Origin of the sequence: Nitratireductor sp. B36, from assembly GCF_020833685.1 — a bacterium.
Taxonomy (GTDB): domain Bacteria; phylum Pseudomonadota; class Alphaproteobacteria; order Rhizobiales; family Rhizobiaceae; genus Nitratireductor.
Window position 1 is genome coordinate 335623 of sequence record NZ_JACKZY010000003.1, and the last position, 19694, is coordinate 355316.

Annotated in this window: 18 protein-coding genes; 9 read left to right on the top strand and 9 right to left on the bottom strand. The window is 60.8% G+C overall.

Annotation, left to right across the window (positions count from 1 at the left end):
• Nucleotides 1-34: 34 nt before the first annotated feature.
• From H7H48_RS13350 to H7H48_RS13370, 5 genes are read left to right on the top strand one after another with little or no spacing between them, the layout of a single operon-like run.
• Complete coding sequence (locus H7H48_RS13350) at nucleotides 35-1036, top strand: TRAP transporter substrate-binding protein (RefSeq protein WP_229449552.1); 1002 nt, start codon at nucleotides 35-37, stop codon at nucleotides 1034-1036.
• A gap of 2 nt (nucleotides 1037-1038) precedes the next feature.
• Entirely contained in the window at nucleotides 1039-1521 is a 483-nt protein-coding gene (locus H7H48_RS13355) for a TRAP transporter small permease (RefSeq protein WP_229449553.1), read from the top strand.
• On the top strand, nucleotides 1518-2810 hold the full coding sequence (locus H7H48_RS13360) for a TRAP transporter large permease (protein ID WP_229449554.1): 1293 nt from the start codon (nucleotides 1518-1520) through the stop codon (nucleotides 2808-2810). The genes H7H48_RS13355 and H7H48_RS13360 overlap by 4 nt, the downstream gene beginning before the upstream one ends.
• An 11-nt stretch (nucleotides 2811-2821) precedes the next feature.
• Nucleotides 2822-3976: an aminotransferase class V-fold PLP-dependent enzyme gene (locus H7H48_RS13365; protein WP_229449555.1), complete on the top strand. Its 1155-nt coding sequence runs from the start codon at nucleotides 2822-2824 to the stop codon at nucleotides 3974-3976.
• Nucleotides 3973-4410, top strand: coding sequence for a hypothetical protein (locus H7H48_RS13370; RefSeq protein WP_229449556.1), 438 nt, complete (start codon nucleotides 3973-3975; stop codon nucleotides 4408-4410). Before H7H48_RS13365 ends, H7H48_RS13370 begins: the two co-directional genes overlap by 4 nt.
• A gap of 9 nt (nucleotides 4411-4419) precedes the next feature.
• On the opposite strand, the gene H7H48_RS13375 is transcribed toward H7H48_RS13370, so the two are convergent.
• The 8 genes from H7H48_RS13375 to H7H48_RS13410 all read right to left on the bottom strand — a co-directional run bounded on the left by H7H48_RS13375 (nucleotide 4420) and on the right by H7H48_RS13410 (nucleotide 12457).
• On the bottom strand, nucleotides 4420-5127 hold the full coding sequence (locus tag H7H48_RS13375; protein ID WP_229449557.1) for a GntR family transcriptional regulator: 708 nt from the start codon (nucleotides 5125-5127) through the stop codon (nucleotides 4420-4422).
• Nucleotides 5128-5205: 78 nt separating this feature from the next.
• Nucleotides 5206-6375: a pyridoxal phosphate-dependent aminotransferase gene (locus H7H48_RS13380; protein ID WP_229449558.1), complete on the bottom strand. Its 1170-nt coding sequence runs from the start codon at nucleotides 6373-6375 to the stop codon at nucleotides 5206-5208.
• Nucleotides 6376-6451: 76 nt separating this feature from the next.
• Nucleotides 6452-7714, bottom strand: a complete 1263-nt coding sequence (locus H7H48_RS13385) for an ABC transporter substrate-binding protein (RefSeq protein ID WP_229449559.1) — start codon at nucleotides 7712-7714, stop codon at nucleotides 6452-6454.
• Complete coding sequence (locus H7H48_RS13390; protein WP_229449560.1) at nucleotides 7711-9048, bottom strand: FAD-binding oxidoreductase; 1338 nt, start codon at nucleotides 9046-9048, stop codon at nucleotides 7711-7713. The genes H7H48_RS13385 and H7H48_RS13390 overlap by 4 nt, the downstream gene beginning before the upstream one ends.
• Nucleotides 9049-9052: 4 nt before the next feature.
• On the bottom strand, nucleotides 9053-9997 hold the full coding sequence (locus H7H48_RS13395) for a branched-chain amino acid ABC transporter permease (RefSeq protein WP_229449561.1): 945 nt from the start codon (nucleotides 9995-9997) through the stop codon (nucleotides 9053-9055).
• The gene (locus H7H48_RS13400) at nucleotides 9994-10902 is read right to left on the bottom strand and encodes a branched-chain amino acid ABC transporter permease (RefSeq protein WP_229449562.1); all 909 of its coding nucleotides are present in this window, start codon (nucleotides 10900-10902) and stop codon (nucleotides 9994-9996) included. Before H7H48_RS13400 ends, H7H48_RS13395 begins: the two co-directional genes overlap by 4 nt.
• Complete coding sequence (locus tag H7H48_RS13405; protein ID WP_229449563.1) at nucleotides 10902-11630, bottom strand: ABC transporter ATP-binding protein; 729 nt, start codon at nucleotides 11628-11630, stop codon at nucleotides 10902-10904. Before H7H48_RS13405 ends, H7H48_RS13400 begins: the two co-directional genes overlap by 1 nt.
• The gene (locus tag H7H48_RS13410) at nucleotides 11627-12457 is read right to left on the bottom strand and encodes an ABC transporter ATP-binding protein (RefSeq protein ID WP_229449564.1); all 831 of its coding nucleotides are present in this window, start codon (nucleotides 12455-12457) and stop codon (nucleotides 11627-11629) included. The genes H7H48_RS13405 and H7H48_RS13410 overlap by 4 nt, the downstream gene beginning before the upstream one ends.
• Nucleotides 12458-12540: 83 nt before the next feature.
• Here H7H48_RS13410 and H7H48_RS13415 point away from each other — a divergent pair, with 83 nt between their 5' ends.
• The 4 genes from H7H48_RS13415 (at nucleotide 12541) to H7H48_RS13430 (ending at nucleotide 17660) form a co-directional block, all read left to right on the top strand.
• Nucleotides 12541-12930, top strand: a complete 390-nt coding sequence (locus H7H48_RS13415; RefSeq protein ID WP_229449565.1) for a RidA family protein — start codon at nucleotides 12541-12543, stop codon at nucleotides 12928-12930.
• Between the two features lie 385 nt (nucleotides 12931-13315).
• The gene (locus H7H48_RS13420) at nucleotides 13316-14641 is read left to right on the top strand and encodes a hypothetical protein (protein ID WP_229449566.1); all 1326 of its coding nucleotides are present in this window, start codon (nucleotides 13316-13318) and stop codon (nucleotides 14639-14641) included.
• A 29-nt stretch (nucleotides 14642-14670) separates the two neighbouring features.
• Complete coding sequence (locus tag H7H48_RS13425) at nucleotides 14671-16629, top strand: VWA domain-containing protein (RefSeq protein WP_229449567.1); 1959 nt, start codon at nucleotides 14671-14673, stop codon at nucleotides 16627-16629.
• Nucleotides 16626-17660, top strand: a complete 1035-nt coding sequence (locus H7H48_RS13430) for a hypothetical protein (protein WP_229449568.1) — start codon at nucleotides 16626-16628, stop codon at nucleotides 17658-17660. Before H7H48_RS13425 ends, H7H48_RS13430 begins: the two co-directional genes overlap by 4 nt.
• Nucleotides 17661-17688: 28 nt before the next feature.
• Here the strand turns inward: H7H48_RS13430 and H7H48_RS13435 are convergent, their stop codons facing one another.
• Nucleotides 17689-19506 carry a serine aminopeptidase domain-containing protein gene (locus tag H7H48_RS13435; protein WP_229449569.1) on the bottom strand — a complete coding sequence of 606 codons (1818 nt, stop codon included), beginning with the start codon at nucleotides 19504-19506 and terminating at the stop codon, nucleotides 17689-17691.
• Nucleotides 19507-19694: the final 188 nt, after the last annotated feature.

A 19694-nucleotide genomic window follows, 5' to 3' on the forward strand; every position in this document is an offset into this window, starting at 1 on the left:
GCAGTGTCGATCGCGACAATCAGGGAGAAAAAACTTGAAAAAGCTCATTGCGACGTTGGCCTTGGCGGGCTTTGCCGTTTTCAGCAACGCTGAAGCTCAGGAGATCAAGGTCGGCCTTTCGCTGCCGCAGGATCTGCCCGGCTTCGACTTCGTCAACGGCATGTATGAGACCTTCAAGACCGAGGTGGAAGCCAATTCCGACATGACGGTCGATCTCGTCTATGCCGGTGCGCTGGGCGCGCCCAATGAACGCCTTGCCCAGATGCGCCGCGGCGTCATCCAGATGAGCGATGCGGCAGACGGCAATTTCGCGACCATTCACAGCGATGTGCAGATCCTCAACATGCCCTATCTCTTCCCGGATGAGGAAACGGCGTGGGCCGTGTTCGATGGTCCCTTCGGCGACGAGCTTGCTGAATCCATCCGCGAGAAGACCGGCGTGCGCGTTCTTGGCTGGTGGGAATCGGGTGGTTTCAAACATTTCAGCGCCAGCCGCGCGATCACCAGCCCCGATGACATGAAGGGGCTGAAAATGCGAGTGCTCGGGCCGCTCGCCACCATTCCGGTGGAGGCGCTCGGCGCATCAGCCGCCCCCATTGCCTTTGGCGAGCTTTACACCTCGCTCAAGACCGGCGTTGTCGACGGGCAGGACAATTCCGTCTCGGTCTTCAACCTCGTCAAGCTTTACGAGGTCCAGCCCCATCTGGCGCTGACCGGCCACACTTATGCTTTTGGACCGCTCGGCATAAACGATGCCTTCTTCTCGGGTCTCTCGGAGGACAAGCAGAAGGTGATCACCGATGCGGCGGAAAAGGCCATAGCCTTCAATCGCCAGAAGTCACGCGAGATCGAGGCCAATGCCATAGCCTTTGCCAAGGAGCAGGGCGTGGAGATCATCGAGCTCGACGATGAAGCGCGTTCAGCCTTCAAAAGTGTCATGCAGCCGCCGGCACGGGCATGGCTTGAAGAAAATGTCGACAGTCCCGATCTGATCGACGCTGCGGAAGCCGCCGTCAAGGCTGCTGCAAACCAGTGAACATGGGGTTTGGCTCAAGGCTGGTCAGGGGCGTGGAGACGGCGCTGCGCGTCGTCGCCGCGCTCTGCCTTGCCGGCCTGACGCTTCTTGTCACCTTTCAGGTGGTGGCGCGCTATGGCATCGGCTCGGTGCCGATCTTCACCGAGGAAGTGGCGCGCTATGCCATGATCTGGATGGCTCTGCTGGCTGCCGCCGTTGGCGTGCGCGAGGCAAGCCATATCCGCATCGACTTTGTGCCGGGGCTGCTTTCAAGCCTCGCACCGCGCCTCAGTCTGGTGCTTGAGGCGGTGCTCGATCTTGTTTCGCTGACCGTCTTTCTGGTGCTCATCTGGTATGGCGTGGACATGGTGATGTTCGCCGCCGGCCAGACCAGCGAAGGGCTGCGCCTGCCGCTTTCCTATCCCTATCTCGCAGTGCCGGTGAGTTTTGTCTTTGCAGCGCTCTTTGCCTTTCTGCGCCTCAAGGAGCGCATCAGCCCGTCATGAGCGCGTCCCTTTCCGTTCTTCTCATCACCTTTCTGGGGCTGATCATTGCCGGGCTTCCAATCGCCTGGGGCATGATCGCGGCGGTGATCGCGTGGATGGCCTTTACCGGCCAATGGGCTTTTCTGCCGATCGTGCCGGAGCGGCTTTATCAGGGCATGGATTCCTTCGTTCTGATGGCGATCCCGCTGTTCATCCTGGCCGGCGAGCTCGTCAATGAAGGCAAGATCACCGACCGGCTGATCCATTTCGCCAATGTGCTGTTTGGCTGGATGCGCGGCGGGCTGGCGCAGGTGAATATCGGCGCATCGATCCTGTTTGCCGGCATCACCGGCGTGGCGCTGGGCGACATTGCCTCGCTGGGGCGCGTCTTCATCCCCGCCATGGTGAAGCAGGGTTATTCAAGCGCCTATGCGGCGGCTGTCACCGCCTCGTCCTCCATTATTGGCCCCATGGTGCCACCCTCTCTGGTGGCGGTGATCTATGGGTCGATGACAGGGGTCTCCATCGGCGCGCTGATGGCGGCGACGCTCATTCCCGGTCTGCTGATCGGGCTGGCGCAGATGATCCTTGTCGCCATTCAGGCGCGGATCAACAATTTCCCGCGCATCGAGACGGACCGCAACCCGGCCGCTGTCGTCTCGGCCACGGGCCATGCGCTGGTGCCGCTGATGATCCCGGTCATCATCCTTGCCGGCATGCTGGGCGGCATCATGACGCCAACGGAAGCCGGCGGCGTGGCGGCGGTCTATGCGCTGATTGTTTCGCTGGTGCTCTATCGCAGCGTGACGCTCTCGTCGCTTGCCGCCGTGTTCAATCGCTCGGCGCTTTTCTCCGGTCAGCTTCTCATCATTGTGGGCTGCGGCGCGGCCTTTTCCTGGGTGATGGGCATGGAAAATGTGCCGCGCATGGTGGGCGAGATGATCTCCACCTGGGATCTCGGCCTGATCGGCACCATGCTGGTGTTCAACGTGATCCTGCTCGTGCTTGGCATGTTCATCGATCCGACCACGGTGATCATCCTGTTCGGCCCGCTGCTTTCGGCGGCGGCTACCCTTGCGGGCATCGACCCGTTGCATTTCGGCGTGGTGGCAATTCTCAATCTCAATATCGGGCTTTTGACTCCGCCGCTCGGCGTGTGTCTCTTTGCAGCCGAACGCATTGCCAATTGCGGCTTTGCGGCACTGCTGCGCGCCACGCTGCCCTTTCTCCTTGTCAATCTCATTGCGCTGGCGATCATAGTGGCCTTTCCCGGCCTCAGCCTCTGGCTGCCGCGCGCACTCGGCTTTTGAAGGATGGTTTCATGACTGCGACACCGCTTCCCACGGATGGGTCGGGCTATCTGCTCTATCACTCCATCGGCATGTATCCGGGCAAGGGCGCGGCCATGGCGAAAGCCTTTGCCGATTTCTCCAATCTCTGGGCGGCGCTGGATGACGGGCAGTGGATGCAGGCGCTGACCCTGCGCGCGCGCTTCATCGATCTGTGGCGCGACCTGATCGATGCCGAACCCGGCACACTGACTTCGGCGGAGAATGTGACCACGGCGCTTTACAGCGTTGTGGGCAGCCTGCCGGAGAAACATCTGAAGGGTAAAACGCTGCTGGTGGCAGGCGACTGTTTTCCGAGCCTGCATTTTCTTCTGGCAGGTCTTGCGCCGCGCCTTGGCTTCACGCTGAAGACCGTGCCACTGCGCGCGGGCGAAAACTGGGTGCGTGATGAAGACATGCTTGCCGCATGGGATGAGCGCGTCGGTGTCGCGCTTTTGACCTTCGTCACCTCTACCTCTTCCCATCGCAGTGATGTCACGCGGCTCATCGCTCATGGGCGAAAGATGGGCAGTCTCGTGGGCGTCGACATCACGCAGGGAGCGGGGCTTGTCCCTTACTCCGTAAAGGAGAGCGATGCGGATTTTACCGTTTCCACCACGCTCAAATGGCTCTGCGGCACGCCGGGGGCGGGCATATTGCACATGAAGCCGCAGCTGATTGCAGCGTGCAGTCCGGAGCTGCGCGGCTGGTTCAGCCAGGAAAATATTTTCTCCTGGGATCTCGACGCCTTCCAATATGCGGGCGATGCGCGGCGGTTCGACCACGGCACGCCATCGGTTCTTGCCTGCGCCGGCTCCGTGCCGGCGCTGGAATGGCATGCGGAGCAGGACCAGACGGCACTGCTTTCCCAGAACCGCGAACTGGGTGCGATGATCATTGCCGAGGCCGACAGGCTGGGGCTCGATCTGGTGACCCCGCGCGAAGACGAGAGGCGCGGCGGCAGCCTGATGGTGCGTCTGCCGGAGACTATCGATGGTGCGGGGCTGATCGACCGGCTGCGCGAAATCGGTGTCTTCACCGATTGCCGCGGGCCGATCATGCGGCTTTCGCCGGGCATCGTCACCAGGCCGGAAGGGATCGAGGCGCTGTTCCGGCATTTGCGCGATGCGGAGGGGCTTGGGCGATGACAAGCGCTGCCCTTGGCCATTCCGTCACGGCCTTGATCGAGGTTTCTGCAGACAAGGCCTTTGCCTTCATGAAAGACCCGCTGCTTCTGGGGCGCTGGTCGCTTGGCTGCATGGATACCAAACCGACCGAGGTGGAAGGTATCTATACCGGCACATCGCTGTTTGACGGCGGCACCGGCTTCTTCGAGATCGATGCGGATGAACAGCGGTTGATCATCGATTTCCGGCTGGGCGATCTTGAGCAACGCCAGCCGCGCATTTCAGCACGGATTATCCCTGCTGACGTTTGCGGGCTGGAAAAAGGCACCTGCTATCTGACGCTCGATGCATGGCGTTCAGCCGGAATGGACGAAGCGCGCTGGGAGAGGCTTTGCCGGGCCCACGAGGCCGAGATCCTGCTCATCAAGAGCCAGTGCGAACGGCATTTTGCCTGAGCCGCACGTTTAAACCGCTTCGCCCTCGCACAATTTGCGCAAGAGGGACTGCGTGCCGGTGATGTCGGCAATCATGTGGGTGCGTGCTTCTTCCGCATTGCGCTCTTTGAGCGCAGCAACAATGGCATGGTGATGTTTCGAGAAAGGCTCGTGCAGGCCGGTGCCGAGCTTCGGTGCGATATAGGAAGACAGCATCCGCATATAGGGCCCGTAGCGCAGCCATAAGGAATCGATCAGCTGCATCAGCACATCGGAGCGCGATGCCGCGTAGATGGCGAAATGGAAATCGCGGTTCTTGAGCAGCATTTCGTAAACATCGCCAGCAGCGTGGATCGATTCATGCGCCTCGACAAGCTGTTCCAGATTGGACACTTCCGCGTCGGTGATCCGGTGGGCAGCCTGCTCGGTGGCCAATCCCTCAAGGGCGACACGTGCCTGACAAATATCGTCGAGCCTCTGGGCGGAGACGGGTGGCACATGCGCTGAACCGTTGGCCGCGATCTCCAGCGCGTTTTCGGCGCCAAGACGCCGCAGCGCCTCACGCACCGGCATGGGGCTCGTGCCGAAAGTGGCTGCAAGAGCCTTGATGGTCATGATCTGACCCGGATCGAACCGGCCGACAATCAACGCATTGCGCAACTGATGGTAGACACCATCACCGATGGTGACCCGAGTGGAGACGGGCTGCAGGCCTTCCCCCAGTTGCAATTCACTCATCGCCGGTTCCTCGTTTTCTGCCGCACGGCCCCTTGATAGCCGTACAGAGGGCGAGGGTCCATATCTAGGATTCCAGCTCTACAGATCGTTGAAGAAGCGTCCAAGACGGTCCATCGCTTCTTCAAGGCGCTCGTGGCTTTGCGACCCAAAGCACACGCGCAGATGGTGTTCTCCGGCCGGACCGTAGAAACTGCCGGCTTCGACCACCACATCCGCTCTTTCCAAAATGGCATCAGCGGCCGCCTGTGCGCTTAGCCCTGTTCCGCTGATGTCGGGAAAGGCATAGATCGTGCCTTCGGGGCGGGCACACTTCACGCCCGGCATCTGGTTCAGGCGGCTGACCACCATATCGCGTTTGCGGCAATCGTCGTCCACCATGTCCTGCAGGGCCGATGCAGGGCCTTTAAGCGCGGCGATGGCGCCGTATTGAATGAAGGTGTTGACGTGGGTCACCTCCGTTGTGGTGATTTTCATCAGGGCTGCAATCAGGCTTTGATCGGCGGCGATATAGCCAAGCCGCCACCCATCCATGGCGTAAGCCTTGGTAAAGGCGAACATGGTCACGGTCCGCTCCTTCATGCCCGGCAAGGAGGCGATGCTGATGTGTCTGGCATTGTCGAAAAGAATCTGCTCGTAGACTTCGTCTGCGATCACCCAAAGGTCATGCTCGATGGCCAGGTCGGCCACCACCTGCAATTCCGCATGGGTGTAAACGCGGCCTGTCGGATTGCATGGATTGACGATGGCGATCATGCGCGTCTTCGGGGTGATGTGCTTCTCGATCAGATCGCGCCTTATGGCAAAACCGTTCTCCCGGTCGAGCGGGGCCATGACCGGTTTGCCGCCGGCCATTTCGATCTTGCCCACATGCTGCGGGTAATAGGGTTCGAGAAGAATGCATTCCTGATCATGGTCGAGCAGCGCCATGAAGGCAGCAAACGAGGCCTGTGTCAGGCCATTGGTGACAATGATCTCGGAGGCCGAAACATCGACGCCATTATAGGTTCGCACCTTATCCGCCATGGCCTCGCGCAAAGGCAAAATGCCCTGTAGATCGCTGTAGTGAACGTGCCCGTCTCTGAGCGCCTGAATGGCCGCGTCCTTGATATGCGGCGGGGTGTCGTGAATGGGCTGGCCGAGCTCCAGATGAATGATGTCCCGCCCCTCGGTGGGGAGCGCGGCCGCCTTGGCAACCATGCCGTAGCTCTTCTTGGACGTGTGGGTAATGCGTTTTGCGAAACTCGGCATGGAATTTCTGTCCTGTCATTGGGGCTTTGAAATATGGGCTGGCCGGGCTTCCAGAGCGGCGGCCAGCCCCTGTCTGCTATTGCAGTTTTTCGAGTGCGGCATCGACGCGGGCCTTGTCCCAGCGGTCGAGCGTGGCCAGTTCGCCGTCCTTGACGCCGTAGATGAGGTAAGGGCCGGTCACATCGCCATTTTCATCGAAGGTGATGGGCCCGGTCGCGCCGACATAGCGGATGGGCTTGCCTTCAGCGATCAGTGTCTTGGCCTTCTTGAAGCCCTCGACGCCGGGATAGATGGCTTCGCCCTCGCCGCCGGTCACTTTGCGGATATTGTCGCGGATGGCCGTGCCATCGGCTTCGCCGGCCTGTTCCATCGCCAGCAGAGCGACGGCGGCAGCGTCATACATAACGTGGAGGCCGGGGCCGTTGGGATCGGAGCCCTTGGCGTCCTTCCAGCTCGTGTTGAAGGCTTCCACCGACTCGCCCTCAACCTGCGCATTGTCGATCCCATAGGCATTTTCGAGATATTGCGCACCGACGGATTCCACGAATTCATCCGCACGAAGCGCATTGCTGAGGATCAGGTTCTGGCTGCCGCCGAAGGAAATCCATTCGCGGGCCACAGTTGCACCATCCGCCGGGAAGGCGACAAGGAAGAGGGCATCGGGTTCAGCCTGAAGCGCGGCATTCACCTCGGCGCGGTAGGAGGCCTGTTCCTGATTGTAGGGCGTGACGCCGGTCACCTCGATGCCCAGCTTCTCGGCATCTTCCTTGAAGCGGGTGGCGAGGCTGACGCCATAGTCAGAGTTGACATGAATGACGGCAATCTTCTTGTAGCCCTTCTCCGCAGCGATGGTGGCCAGCACCGCCGCCTGCGGGCGGTCTGTCGGTAGGGTGCGGAACCAATAGCCTTGCGTGCCGCCTTCCTTGGCCAGTTCGGTGAAGCTTGGCGCGCTGGAGCAGCAGGAAATCTGGGTGACTTTTGCCGGCACCGTGACCGAGGTGAGAATCGGTAGCGAAACGCCGGACTGGATGGCCCCCAGAAGCACCGGCACCTTCTCGATCTCGACGAGGGTCTTTGCGGCATCGACGCCGACATTGGGCGAGCCCTGATCATCGCGCAGGATGAAGTTGACCTCGCAACCATTCACGCCGCCGGCCTCGTTGAAATGGTCGATAGCGAGCTTGCCGGCATCACCAATGGCCGAGCCGATGGCAGCCATGGAGCCGGTGATGGAGAGCACCGAGCCGACGGCGATCTCGCAATCCTGCGCCTGAGCGGTTCCTGCTCCGGACAATATGAGCCCGGCCCCCATCAGGCCGGAAACGATCAGTGATTTCATGTCAGTTCCCCTTTCATTGTGCTGGTTGTGGCGTGGCCTTTCGGCCTGTTCTTCATTGTCCTCCGGTCGTCCAGCATCCCCTTTGCGAGATAAAAGCGCGGGGCGAGGCCGGCGAGGCGGCGGAAGGGAAGCGCGCGGGCAGCCGCGAGCGGTACGGGCAGCGATTCCAGATCAGCTCCCGTCGCAGCATCGGCAAGCACCTGTCCGAGCATGGTGGTGAAGGCAACGCCGCGGCCATTGCAGCCAATGGCGCCAATGAAATTGGGGCCGAGCGCATAAAGATGCGGCAGGAAATCAGTGGTCACAGCCGCCGTGCCGCGCCAGACATGGGCAAGGCGCGGACGCTCGGAAAGGCCAAGCTCCTGCACCAGCCGATCAATGATCTTGCGCCCCATGCGCTTTTCGCCGGTGAGGGGGCTCAGCGCCATGCCGCCGGAGATCAGCCGGTTTTCCGCATCGAGCCGGTAGGTGAAGATGTTGGCGCGGGTATCGGAGACGGGTTCACGATGTGGCGCGAAACGGCGAGTGACTGCTTCCGGCAGAGGCTCTGTGGCCATCTGGAAAACGGTCAACGGCAGGATAGCGCGGCCAAGCCGGGAGGCAATGCCCGTTTCGCTGGCATTGGTGCACATCACCACGCGCTCGGCTTCGACAGTGAGATGCGGTGTGCGCAAATGCCAGCCCTGCCCTTCCTGACTGATGCCGGTGACCGGTGCCTGCTCGACAATCGTCGCGCCGGCAGCCAAGGCCAGCCGGGCAAGGCCATGGACAAAGGCCAGCGGGTTGATCATGCCGCCGGAGGCGTCATGCAATGCGCCATGATAGACCGACATACCGGTGCGGGCGGCCGCTTCCGGAACGTCCAGCCACGTGACAGGTCGGCCAAGTGCTTGCCAGGCGGCAACGCGTTTCTGCAGATCCCTCGCTGCGGCTTGTGAGTGTGCCGGTTGCAACCAGCCGGTCTGCTCTGCCTGTTTGCCAAGCCCCATGGCGTTTGCCAGGGAGAAGACGCGCTCGCCACCCTTGCCGACGAGGTCCAGCAGGGCTCTGCCTTTCTCATCACCGAGGCGTCGAGCCACTGTTTCGGGATCGGCCTTGGAGAAATTCGGCACCACGAAACCGGCATTGCGCCCGCTGGCACCGAAGCCGATTTGCTCGGCTTCAAGGAGAACCGTGCTCACCCCGCGCTCTGCAAGCCGCATTGCCGTTGTGAGGCCGGCAATGCCGCCTCCGATCACGGCAACATCTGCCTTGCGCACACCCGTGGCTGTGGGGAAAACCGGTTTGGGCCCGGCAGTCTGGCGCCACAATGTGTCGGGGTGAGTGGCTCTCATCGGCTCAATCCGCGTGTTTCGACACGGATTCGGCTTCGCCGATCAGGCCGCGCGGGCGGAAGATCAGCGTCAGCACGATCAGGAGACCGATCAGGATCACCTGAATCGCCCCGCCCTGCGATTGGTAGGCGACGGGCAAGAGGCGGCTGATGGCGAGTCCACTCATGGCCCACAGCGCCCACACACCCACCGCGCCGACAATCGCGCCTCGATTGTTGCCGCTGCCGCCGACGATGAGCATGGCCCAGATCTGGAAGGTGAGGATGGGCAGGAAATCGAGCGGGCTGACATAGCCGATGAAACCTACATAGAGACCACCGGCAAGGCCCATCAGAACGCAGCCGAGCACGAAGACCTCCAACCGCACCCGTGCGGGATTTCGCCCCAGAGAGCGGGCAGCTGTCTCATCCTCGCGCACGGCTTTCAAGAGCCTGCCCCATGGCGAGCGCACCGCCGTTTCCAGCGCCCAGTAGACGAGACCGGCCATCACGGCCACGACGCCGAGATAAAAGAGGTTGTAGCTGGCCGGGCTGTCAAAGAGGCCAAAGAGTGGGCGCGGTAGGCCGACGAGCCCCTGCGCGCCGCCCGTCAGGCTCTCGAAATTGAGGGCAACGAGCTGGATCGAGATGGCGATGCCGAATGTGGCAATGGCGAGATACTCTTCGCGCAATCGTAGCGTGGCGAGCCCGACGATCAGCGCCGCTAGCGCGCAGAGTGCCATACCGCCAAGAACGGCAAGCGGGAAGGGCAGGCCGAACCCGCCGATGAGATGGGTGCGGTCCGGGCCGACAAGGATCGCCGTGCCATAGGCACCGATGGCGAAAAAGCCCACCACGCCGGCATTGAACAGGCCCGTATAGCCCCACTGGATGTTGAGCCCCATCACCACGATGGAATAGGTGAGTGCGACGATGAGGAAGAAAACGAGATAGGCAGCAAAGCCGGTCATGATTTGCCTCCCCCGACTGTGCCGGCAAAGATGCCGGTGGGCCTGATGTAGAGAACCAGCAGCAGGATCATGAAGGGCACGGCCAGCTTGTAACCTGCGGGGATGAAGAGGACGGAGATGGATTCGGCAAGTCCAACGATCAGGCCGCCGATCACCGCGCCGAACACATTGCCCACACCGCCAAGGATCGCGGCGGCAAAGAGTGGCAGGAGAAGGTGGAAGCCGATCTCGGGCCGCAGCTGCACGGTGAGGCCGTAAAGCACGCCGGCAATGGCAGCGAGCGAGGCGCCGATGATCCAGGTCCAGCGCACCACATGGCGCGTGTCGATGCCATTGACGCGGGCGAGCTCCGGGTTTTCGGCAAGGGCGCGCATCGACAGGCCCAGCCGTGTCTTCTGCAGGAAGAGATGCAGCGCCACAACGATCACAGCCGTCAGGCCAAGGGTGAAGATCTGGTCGGGCATGATGCGCAGGCCCGGCGCGACCTTCATGGCGATCTGCAGCGTGCTGGAATAATACTGCGCCGCGCCGCCAAAGAGCAGCAGGATCACCATGCGCACCAGAAGCGACACGCCGAAGGAGCCGAACACCAGGGTCAGATGATTGGCCCGGCCGCGCAGGGGGCGATAAACCAGCCAGTCGATGGCGAGCGCCAGAAGCGCCGTTGCCACCATGGCGACCAGCGTTGCCATGAGAAGCGGCACGCCGAAGGAGAAGGGCGCAAGCGGCCCCATGAAGGCTCCGGTAAGCGAGAGAACGCCCAGCGCCATATAAGCGCCCCAGGTGACGAGTTCGGCATGGGCGAAATTGGCAAAGCGCAATATCCCCATGGTCAAGGTGAGCCCGATCGCGCCAAGCGCGATGATGGACCCGCTCAATATGCCGTCGGCAATGGCTTGCAGCATCAGCGTTTGCGCCCCCCGGCGCCCAGATAGATGGAAGTCACTTCGGGATCCTCGGCCAGAGCGGCGGAAGGTCCGTCGATACGATTGCGTCCCTCGGCGAAGACATAGGTGCGGTGGGAGATGGCAAGCGCCGCCTTGGCGTTCTGCTCGACCATCAGGATTGCCACGCCGTCTTCGACCAGCGCTTTCAGCCGCTCGAACACCTCGCTCACCATGAGCGGGGACAGGCCAGCGCTTGGCTCATCCAGCATCAGAAGGCGTGGGCCGGTGAGAAGCGCACGGGCGACTGCCAGCATCTGTCGCTGACCACCCGAAAGAACACCGGCCTTCTTGTCGCGATAGCGCTTCAGATCCGGGAAGGCCTCATAGCCCCGCTCGATGCGGGTTCTCGCTTCCGCCTTCGGCAGGGCGGAGGCGCCGACCAGCAGGTTTTCGTTGATGGTGAGCGTGGTGAAGACATTGGCCACCTGCGGCACATAGGCCATGGAGGCCTCCGCCATGCGGTGGGTCGGCAGGTTGGTAATGTCGCGGCCATCGAGCCGTACCGTGCCGGAAGAGACCGTCAACACACCGGCCAACGTCTTGATGAGGGTGGACTTGCCCGCACCATTCGGCCCGATGATGGTGACCATTTCCTGCGGTGCGACGGTGAGCGACAGCCCGTGAATGATCGGCAGATCCGGCTTGTAGCCGGCGACCACGTCCTTGACGTCGAGAAGCGCGCTCATGCCACGGCTCCGCCGAGATAGGCCTCGATCACCTGCGGCTGCGCGATCACTTCTTTCGGTGTGCCTTCGGCGATCACCCGGCCCGTGGCCATGACCACGATGTGGTCGCAGAGCGACATGATGAAATCCATATTGTGCTCGATGATGAGGAAGGTGAGACCGCGCTTGTTCAGTTCGACGATGCGATCGACGATTGTGTCGAGCAAAGCGGGGTTCACGCCCGCGCCCGGCTCATCGAGCAGGAGCACTTTCGGGTCCGCCATCAGGGCGCGTGCAAGCTCCACCAGCTTTTGCTGTCCACCGGAGATGGAGCCCGCCAATTGCCGCTCCACCGGGGAGAGACCGCAAAACTCGATGATCTCGCGGGCACGCTCCCGGTTCTGCCGTTCCTCGCGTGCCACGGTGCCGGGGCGGACCCAGCTGTTCCAAAAACGCTCTCCCGCCTGGCGTTCAGGCACGAACATGACGTTCTCGAGCACCGTCATGCCGGCGAAGGGACGCGGGATCTGGAAGGTGCGGGCCAGCCCGTGCGAGAACACGCGGTAGGGCGGAAGCGAACCAATCTCCGTGCCATCGAGCCGTACGGAGCCGCCATCCAGCGCATATTCGCCGGCAATGGCGTTGAACAGTGTCGTCTTGCCGGCACCGTTCGGACCGATGAGACCGGTGATCTTTCCAGCTTCGGCCACGAAACTCACGCCGTCGACGGCGCGGTTGGCGCCAAATGTCTTCACCACGCCAGCGGCTTCCAGCCGGCCACGGCGCGCACCGTCCGCGCCGGTCGACGGTCCGGTTGCGCTGCCCCCTGGGGGTAGGCTTTCGCTCATGGGTTCCCCTTTTTGTTGCTTCTTGACCCAAGAGCCTATTTGTGATCACGTGATCACGTCAAGACATTTTGAGGTTAAAATTTATGAGCGACACGAAAAGGTGGACGATCAACTCCGGCTCCCGCTTTGAGGAGTTGGCCGGCTATTCCCGTGCGGTGATCGAGGGAAACTGGATTTTCGTCTCCGGCACGGCGGGCTTCAATTTCGAGGATGGCTCGATCTCCGACGATGCGGCGGAGCAGGCACGGCAGGCGCTGCGCACCATCGAGGCGACGCTTGAAAAGGCTGGTGCGGCCATGTCGGACATCGTTCGCGTCCGAGTTTATCTATCCAACCGCGAGGATGTGGTTGCGGTGTCCAAAGTGCTTGGAAAGACGTTCTCTGATCCACGCCCCACCAATACAACCATCATTTGCGGTTTCGCTGAGGAAGTGATGAAGGTTGAATTGGAAGTGACTGCCTTGAAACAGTGAGTTTTTGCCGTCCGTCTCAAGAACGAGTGCGGCCGGCAAAGCCTTCGTGATTGCTGATGACCATCGCAGGCGGGACAGCACCCCCCGACGGCCGACCCTGCCGAGGTGCGTTTGCCCGTATGTGAGCCTTGTATCGCCTCGCGTAAAGCACGCGCCTTGGTGTCTATGTAAGAAAAATCCACCTTCCCTCTTCGGCGAACGAAGTCGCTTATTTCATCCAGTGGTGAAGTCGTGGGATCGCGGCAGGGCCCATCAGCCAGGGGCCTCTCAAGGTCTCTTGAAAACCATCCCTCGAGGCAGCCTCCCCCAAATGAGGGACGGCAGCCGTGACGAGGCAATGTATCTGCCAGTTGCCGACCGATACGATGGATGGAGATGACGCTAGATGATCCGGCAGTTTGTAAGCAGGGCAACCTGCCTGGTTTTCTCACTGGTGGTGAGCGCAGTGCTTGTTTTGGGGTCGATGGTGGGGGCGAGTGCGCAAAGCAAAGCCTCTGACGAGATTGCCGCCAGAAGTGTGGTCCTGTCTCTCTACACCATTAATTCCATGCTTGAGCAGCAAGGCGCGGGGCTCGAGGTGGGAAAGCAAGTCATGACATCCTTCCGCGCCTTTCTGGCACCGGAACTCATTGAGGAGATTGCCACGGGAAGCGGAGGATTCCGTCCTCTGGTCGGAGCACAGGAGGGCACTGTCGAGAACTATGAATTGCGGATGGCGACGGTTCAGCCAGGAGAAGGATCCGTCGTGGAGGCAGCGGTTGAGTCTGGTGGGAAGGTCCGATTGGTTTCGTTTGCGCTTGCAAGGACGAGCGGGCATCCGCTGATCGTTCGGATATGGGGAGATGGCTGGTCCCTTGGCATGGGCGGCGGGAGCGCCGCGCGCGCCCCCTCGGGCAAACACTCTCCGAGCGAAGAACGACAGAAAGCGCTTGCGGCGGCGGATGAGAACGACACCGGAGCAGGTGCTCCTTCAGGTTCCAACGCAACGCTGGAGCTTCCGTTTCAGGATGAATTCGACGGAAAAACGCTGGGGCCACAATGGAGCGTGATCGGGGAAGCCGCTGACAAGTTCGTCTTGGAAAACGGTGTCATCTACCAGATCGCCACGGGTGGCGACGACAGTTTCCGCAACGAGGGGAGCGAAAACATCTTCCGGCTCGGCAAGGTGCCGGAAGGGGACTTCGATATGACCTTGAAGGGGCTTCTCGAAGCCAAGACGGGGAGGGAGGGCGTCTGGTTGGGCCTCTATGAAGATTCCACCAGCTTCCTTGCAGGTACTCTTCACGTCTATACGAGTGGGTGTGGTCCCTACCTGACCTTGAGGATCGTCAATCGGCAGCATGTCGCGGGCGTCGAAGAGCCCCTGACCAGTGAGTTTTACGACAATCTTTTCGACAAGGGGCCCATTCTCTCCGACTACTGCAGTGCCGGCAACCGGGACATCGGCGACGCCATACTGCAACGTCTCAACGAGAGCGGTTTCTCCCTGACCCTTTCCCGGCGGGGGCTGCAATATTTCGCGACAGCCGAAATCAATCTGCCGGCATTTGGCGACAATCCGGGCGGACCCGTGAGCTTCAAGACACGCAAAGTCGCCCGCACAACCAGCGCCGGCAGCCCCGCTTTCATGTTGGGTCAGCTTCAGCGCGCCCGAAACGGGGAATCGGTCGCACAATTCGACAGCTTCTCGATATCGGCGCCAGTCAATTGACCGCGGCCATCATGATGGGAATTCCGGCCATGTTTCGACAATCAAGAATCGCTCTCTGCGGACTGACCACCACCCTGGCGGTTGTCCTTGGGGGAAATGCCCACGCTCAGGACGTCAACGCTGCCGTTGCTCTGGTGGAGCAATTCATCACCGCGCACAAGACGCATCTCGACAGCATGCAAGGTCCGCTGCTCAACGATGCGCGGGCGGCGGCACCTTATGTGGTGGATGTGCTGGCGGTCGACGGGCTGCAGGGCCGCCTTGGCTTCGATCCTGTATACAATGCTCAGGACTACGATATTTCCAGTATCGAGGTCTTCGCAGACGCCGATGCACCTATCCTGCGCGGGGCGGCCCAGGTGTGGGTCGAACTCGTTAATTTCGGGCAGCGCCAGAAATTCCTTTATACGCTGGTTCCAGTACAGCCCGACAATGTCTGGCAGATTTCCGACATTTACTCGGAAAATAATGACTGGTCGCTGGCCGATATGGCGGCCGATCTCGGGATAGACCTCAGGCGCGATACAGGAAGCGAGGTCACGCTCCAGAATGCGGGGTTTCCCATTCCGTGCGCTTTCGCATGCGGGAACCCTACGGCCGCCGACGCTGAGGAGGGCCAGGAAGCGGTCATCGTCCCCGGAATGGAAGAAGGTGACCTGCCCGGAAATGGCATCAATCCCGATGGACGCAACCTCCTGCTTATTCTCGATGCGTCGGGTTCGATGTGGGGTCAGATGGAAGGCGTTGCCAAGATAACGACAGCCCGTCAGGCCTTGGCTGGAATAGTGGGCGATCTCGATCCATCGACAAATGTCGGGCTCATGGCCTATGGCCATCGGCGTGAAGGGGATTGTTCGGATACGGAAGTTCTCTATCCTGTCGCCAATTATGCGGCGGGCCGGCTCATTCCCGCCATAGAAGGAATTTCACCACTCGGGAAAACCCCGATCGCCAACGCACTGGAGCAGGCGGCCTCCGTGATGCCGAAATCCGGCCGGTCCTCGAGTGTTCTTTTGATTTCGGACGGATTGGAAACCTGTGGGGGCGATCCCTGTGCCGCGGCTGCCCGGCTGGCAGAATCTGGAATCGATACGCGGGTTCACGTGGTGGGCTTCGATCTGAATGAGGAAGAACATTCGGCGCTGCAATGCATCGCCGAGAACGGCAACGGCACCTACTATCCCGCAAATGACGCCCAGAGTTTCGTCGCGGCGGTCAAGGAGGCGGTTCGGGAATCCGAGACCGTGGCGCCTGTGCCTACACCTGTTTCGCAGCCAACCGTCGAAACCGTATTTGAAGAGACGTTTGACGGCCCGGCGTTGAAGGCGGAATGGCGGGTGGAAAACCCCATTCCCGAGCTCACGGCGTTCACGCCTCCGGGCTCCCTTTTCGTCGCCGCAATTGGAGAGGCACCGCATTTCCAGAAGGCCGAGGCAACCAACCGTTTCGTTCTGGACCATCCTTTGCCTGAGGGTGATTTCGATCTTGTTCTCGATTTCAAGCTGAATGTGCAGACCATGCGTGAGGGGGTGACGTTGTCGCTGTTCAACGCCGCCCATGATCAGGTAGGCGCACATATGTGGCTGGACCCAAAGGGCTGCGGCATTCTGCTGAACCTTTCGCTTTTCCGGATTTCGGGAACTGATGAAGACCCCGAAAAAACGTCTTTCGACACCAACCTCTTTGGTGGACCATGGGTCGACGGTGTTTGCGATGCGGAGGGACGGGCGCGCGGGGACGCCATCGTGGAAGCTCTGGGGCAGGATGGGGCGCGGTTGCTCCTGAAACGTCGCGGCCGGGAAATCACTGCTTCTCTGGAGATGCGCGACCCTGCCACTGGGGAATCGCTGGGCTACACCACCGAATCCATCACCATGCTTCGTTTGTCGGGAGCAGCCAGTCTGCTGGGTGGCCATGGGCACAAGGCCGTACCCGGGGAGAGCCATTTTGAGTTTGATCGGTTCGCCATAGAGGTTCCAAAATCATGAGGCGCCGTCCTGCCCTCGTTCACGCATGCATGATGCTCACCTGCTGGGCGGTGGCGATGTCTCCGGTCCAGGCGCAGGGAGTTGATCCGTCTGCTGAAGGGGAAGGCAGCCTGTTCGAGCGGGTGGAGGGCTCCGAAAGCGGCAAAATGGCAGTGGAGTTCGACGAGGCTTCTGTAGCGGAACACGACGCCCTGGCGTGTGCGGCGGGCCTCGGGTGCGAGGGATTGGCAGTTTCGCAGGATGAAGCGCTTGTCCTGACGGGGCACAATGACGCCGAAGGCGCACGTGAGGCTTACATAGAGCAATACGGAGATGCAGATGCTCTGGAGCCGGAACCTTCGAATGAGGCAGGCGAAGGGGGGGCTGATAGCGCAGGCGATGTGCCTCAGGGTAAAGACAGCCTGTTCGAGCGGGTGGAGGGGTCCGAAAGCGGCAAAAAGGCAGTGGAGTTCGACGAGGCTTCTGTGGCGGAACACGACGCCCTGGCGTGCGCGGCGGGCCTCGGGTGCGAGGGATTGGCGGTTTCGCAGGATGAAGCGCTTGTCCTGACAGGGCACAACACTGCAGAAGATGCCCGTGAAGCCTATCAGGAGGTATACGGAAATCCAGAGCCCGAATCCGAAGAGGAGGGGGCAAGACAGGATCTCTCGGTCGACGTGAAAGACGGAGGCATGTCGTTCACCGAGGATGAGGCTACCGACGGCGGCGGGGATATGTCGTTCACCGAGGAAGAGGTCGGCAGCGATGAAGACAGCGGACTGTCCGGCGAGAAATTCACGAATGCGGAAATCGCTTCTTTCACGCGAGAGCAGGATGAGCTGTGGGCATGCGCTGCGGCGTTTGGTTGCAAGGGGGCTGCCTCGGGCCTCACGCCGCATGAGGCGCTGCATCGTCTGGGTCTGCCCGAATACTCCTATGAATGGCCGCTGGCGGCATGCGCCACCAATGCGCCCGGCGCCTGTGACGAAATGGGGATCTCACTGAACGATGCGCTTCGGATCATGTCGCATCTGGCCAACCCCAACCGGTGAATGACGCGCTGCCGCCTGGTACCCGGCTCTAACCAAGCCAGCCCACCGGTCCAGACAATATCCGAGAGGTCAGCTCCGACTGGGTGTGGACGTTCATTTTCGAAAATGCCTTTTTCAAATGTCCACGCACGGTGCTTACCAGAATGCCAAGGGTTTCGGCGGCTTCTTCGGGGGATTTTCCACCGGCGATCAGAAGCACGATTTCGGCTTCCTTGCCTGTTAAACCATAAGCAAGCTCGACCAGCGCGAGGCGCGAATCCGCAGCGAGTTTTCGCTCTTCGCTTGTGCGAAGCACCAGGACGGAAGCGGGCCCCTGCCGCTGGAGACTTGTTTGCTTCAGGGCGTCCGGATGAAAGCGGAAACCAACCGGGACATCATCGTGAACGATAAGCGTCTCGCGATTGCCCTTTCGGCTGGCGGTATCGATCAACTCCCCGGTCAATAGCTCCCGGGTGAGCTGATTCAGGCTGCGTTGATCGGTCTCCAATAGTCCGCTGGTGGGGAACAATCGGGACAGTGCCTCGAAATAGGTTCGGTTGGAATGAAGCAATCCCCCTTCGCTGTCGAGTATTGCGACACCGATCTGAAGTCGTTCAATGACCGATTGCAGCAGCACGCCTAGCGTGGCGTTCATCATGACCTGGCGGTTGAGATTGAATGAACGCTCCCAGTGGGGCATCAACGAAAGTATACGCTTGTGCAAAGCGGCCTCGGCCAGATCGCCGGAGCGTTCGGCCTCGTAAATCATGCGATAGATGATCTCATTCCAGCGGCTTTCGTCGTCTATTGCATTGTAGCAAAGTTCAACGAGTTCGCCGGGGTTCATGTCTTCGGCTGATCCGAGGCTCCCGGTCATGGCGAGCAACTCGGATGTGAGTTCTGCGACGCCGATCTCGTCGCTCCCTTCTTCCGGGTGCCACTCCTCGCCGACCCACTGGATGATGCGTTCCGCAATCCCGAAGCGTTTTTCTTCCAGGAAAAGAGCTGAGCGAGCTCCTTCGATGCGCGCTGAGGCGATATCGTCAAAACCCACCCGTTCCAGGAAGCGTTCGACAGGCGGGAGAAAGCCACCGTCTCGCAACATGGCGTCTTCGCCACCAAACAAGATCAGCCCACGTGTACCGGGAACAACCGATGCGCCTTTTGGCCACTTCCAGGCCGAGAGCATGCCCGAGAAGATGTTGTACCAATAGGAAGGTGTAGGCGTGGGCCATCCCAAAGGGTCGGCGATCACGGAATCAATCAAGGCGCGGTCCGCGCTCATCACGTCTGCTGGATGCCGACGCTCCTTCAGATGTGAGCCAAGAAAGGCGTAGAGATGATGTAGCGACTGCTCGTCAGGCGTATCCGCGGAACCGAGCTTGCAGCGTGTCTGTGAGAAGGTTTTGCCGAACATGGCGATGGCACGCTGGTTCGGTGGCGGAGATATCAGCACGATGTGGCGCGCAAGGTCCGGCCAGGTTTTGAGCACTTCGAGTGTTAGAAGAGCGGTGATGTTAGGGACGACGACGAGGCGATGCTCCCATGGGATATCGGCGAAACTTGCTTCATAGAAAAGCCGCATATCGGCCACGGCGCGCTGCCACCCGTCCTTATAGTCCAGGTGGCCCAGAGGGTTCAGGCGGCCCGTGGACTTGCCATGTCCGCGCACATCTCCTGAATAAGCATTCCATCCCAATTTCTGGAAAGCTGACCCCAGATCAGAGAGCATGCCTGAGTGGGTGGGCTGGCTATGGCCAAGAAAAACCGCTTTGACGCCCCCCGTGGACCTATGCCCCGGGTCGACCACCCACTTGCGCAAAAGCAAGGGCTGGTTGTCTTCTCCAACCAGAAAGGCGGCATCCATGTTTCATCCCCCAAGCCACTCAGACATCCGCAGCACTTGAAACAACTTTGAGGTTGTTTACCCGTGCTCGTGTGAACTGCACCTGAATGGCGCTGTCAGCCCTTATGCCATCTGGGGAGGACTATAGAAAAGGTCCGCTGAGGAGGAAAGCGGCCCCACAACACTGCGGTAGGAGCTTGCTTCGCTGA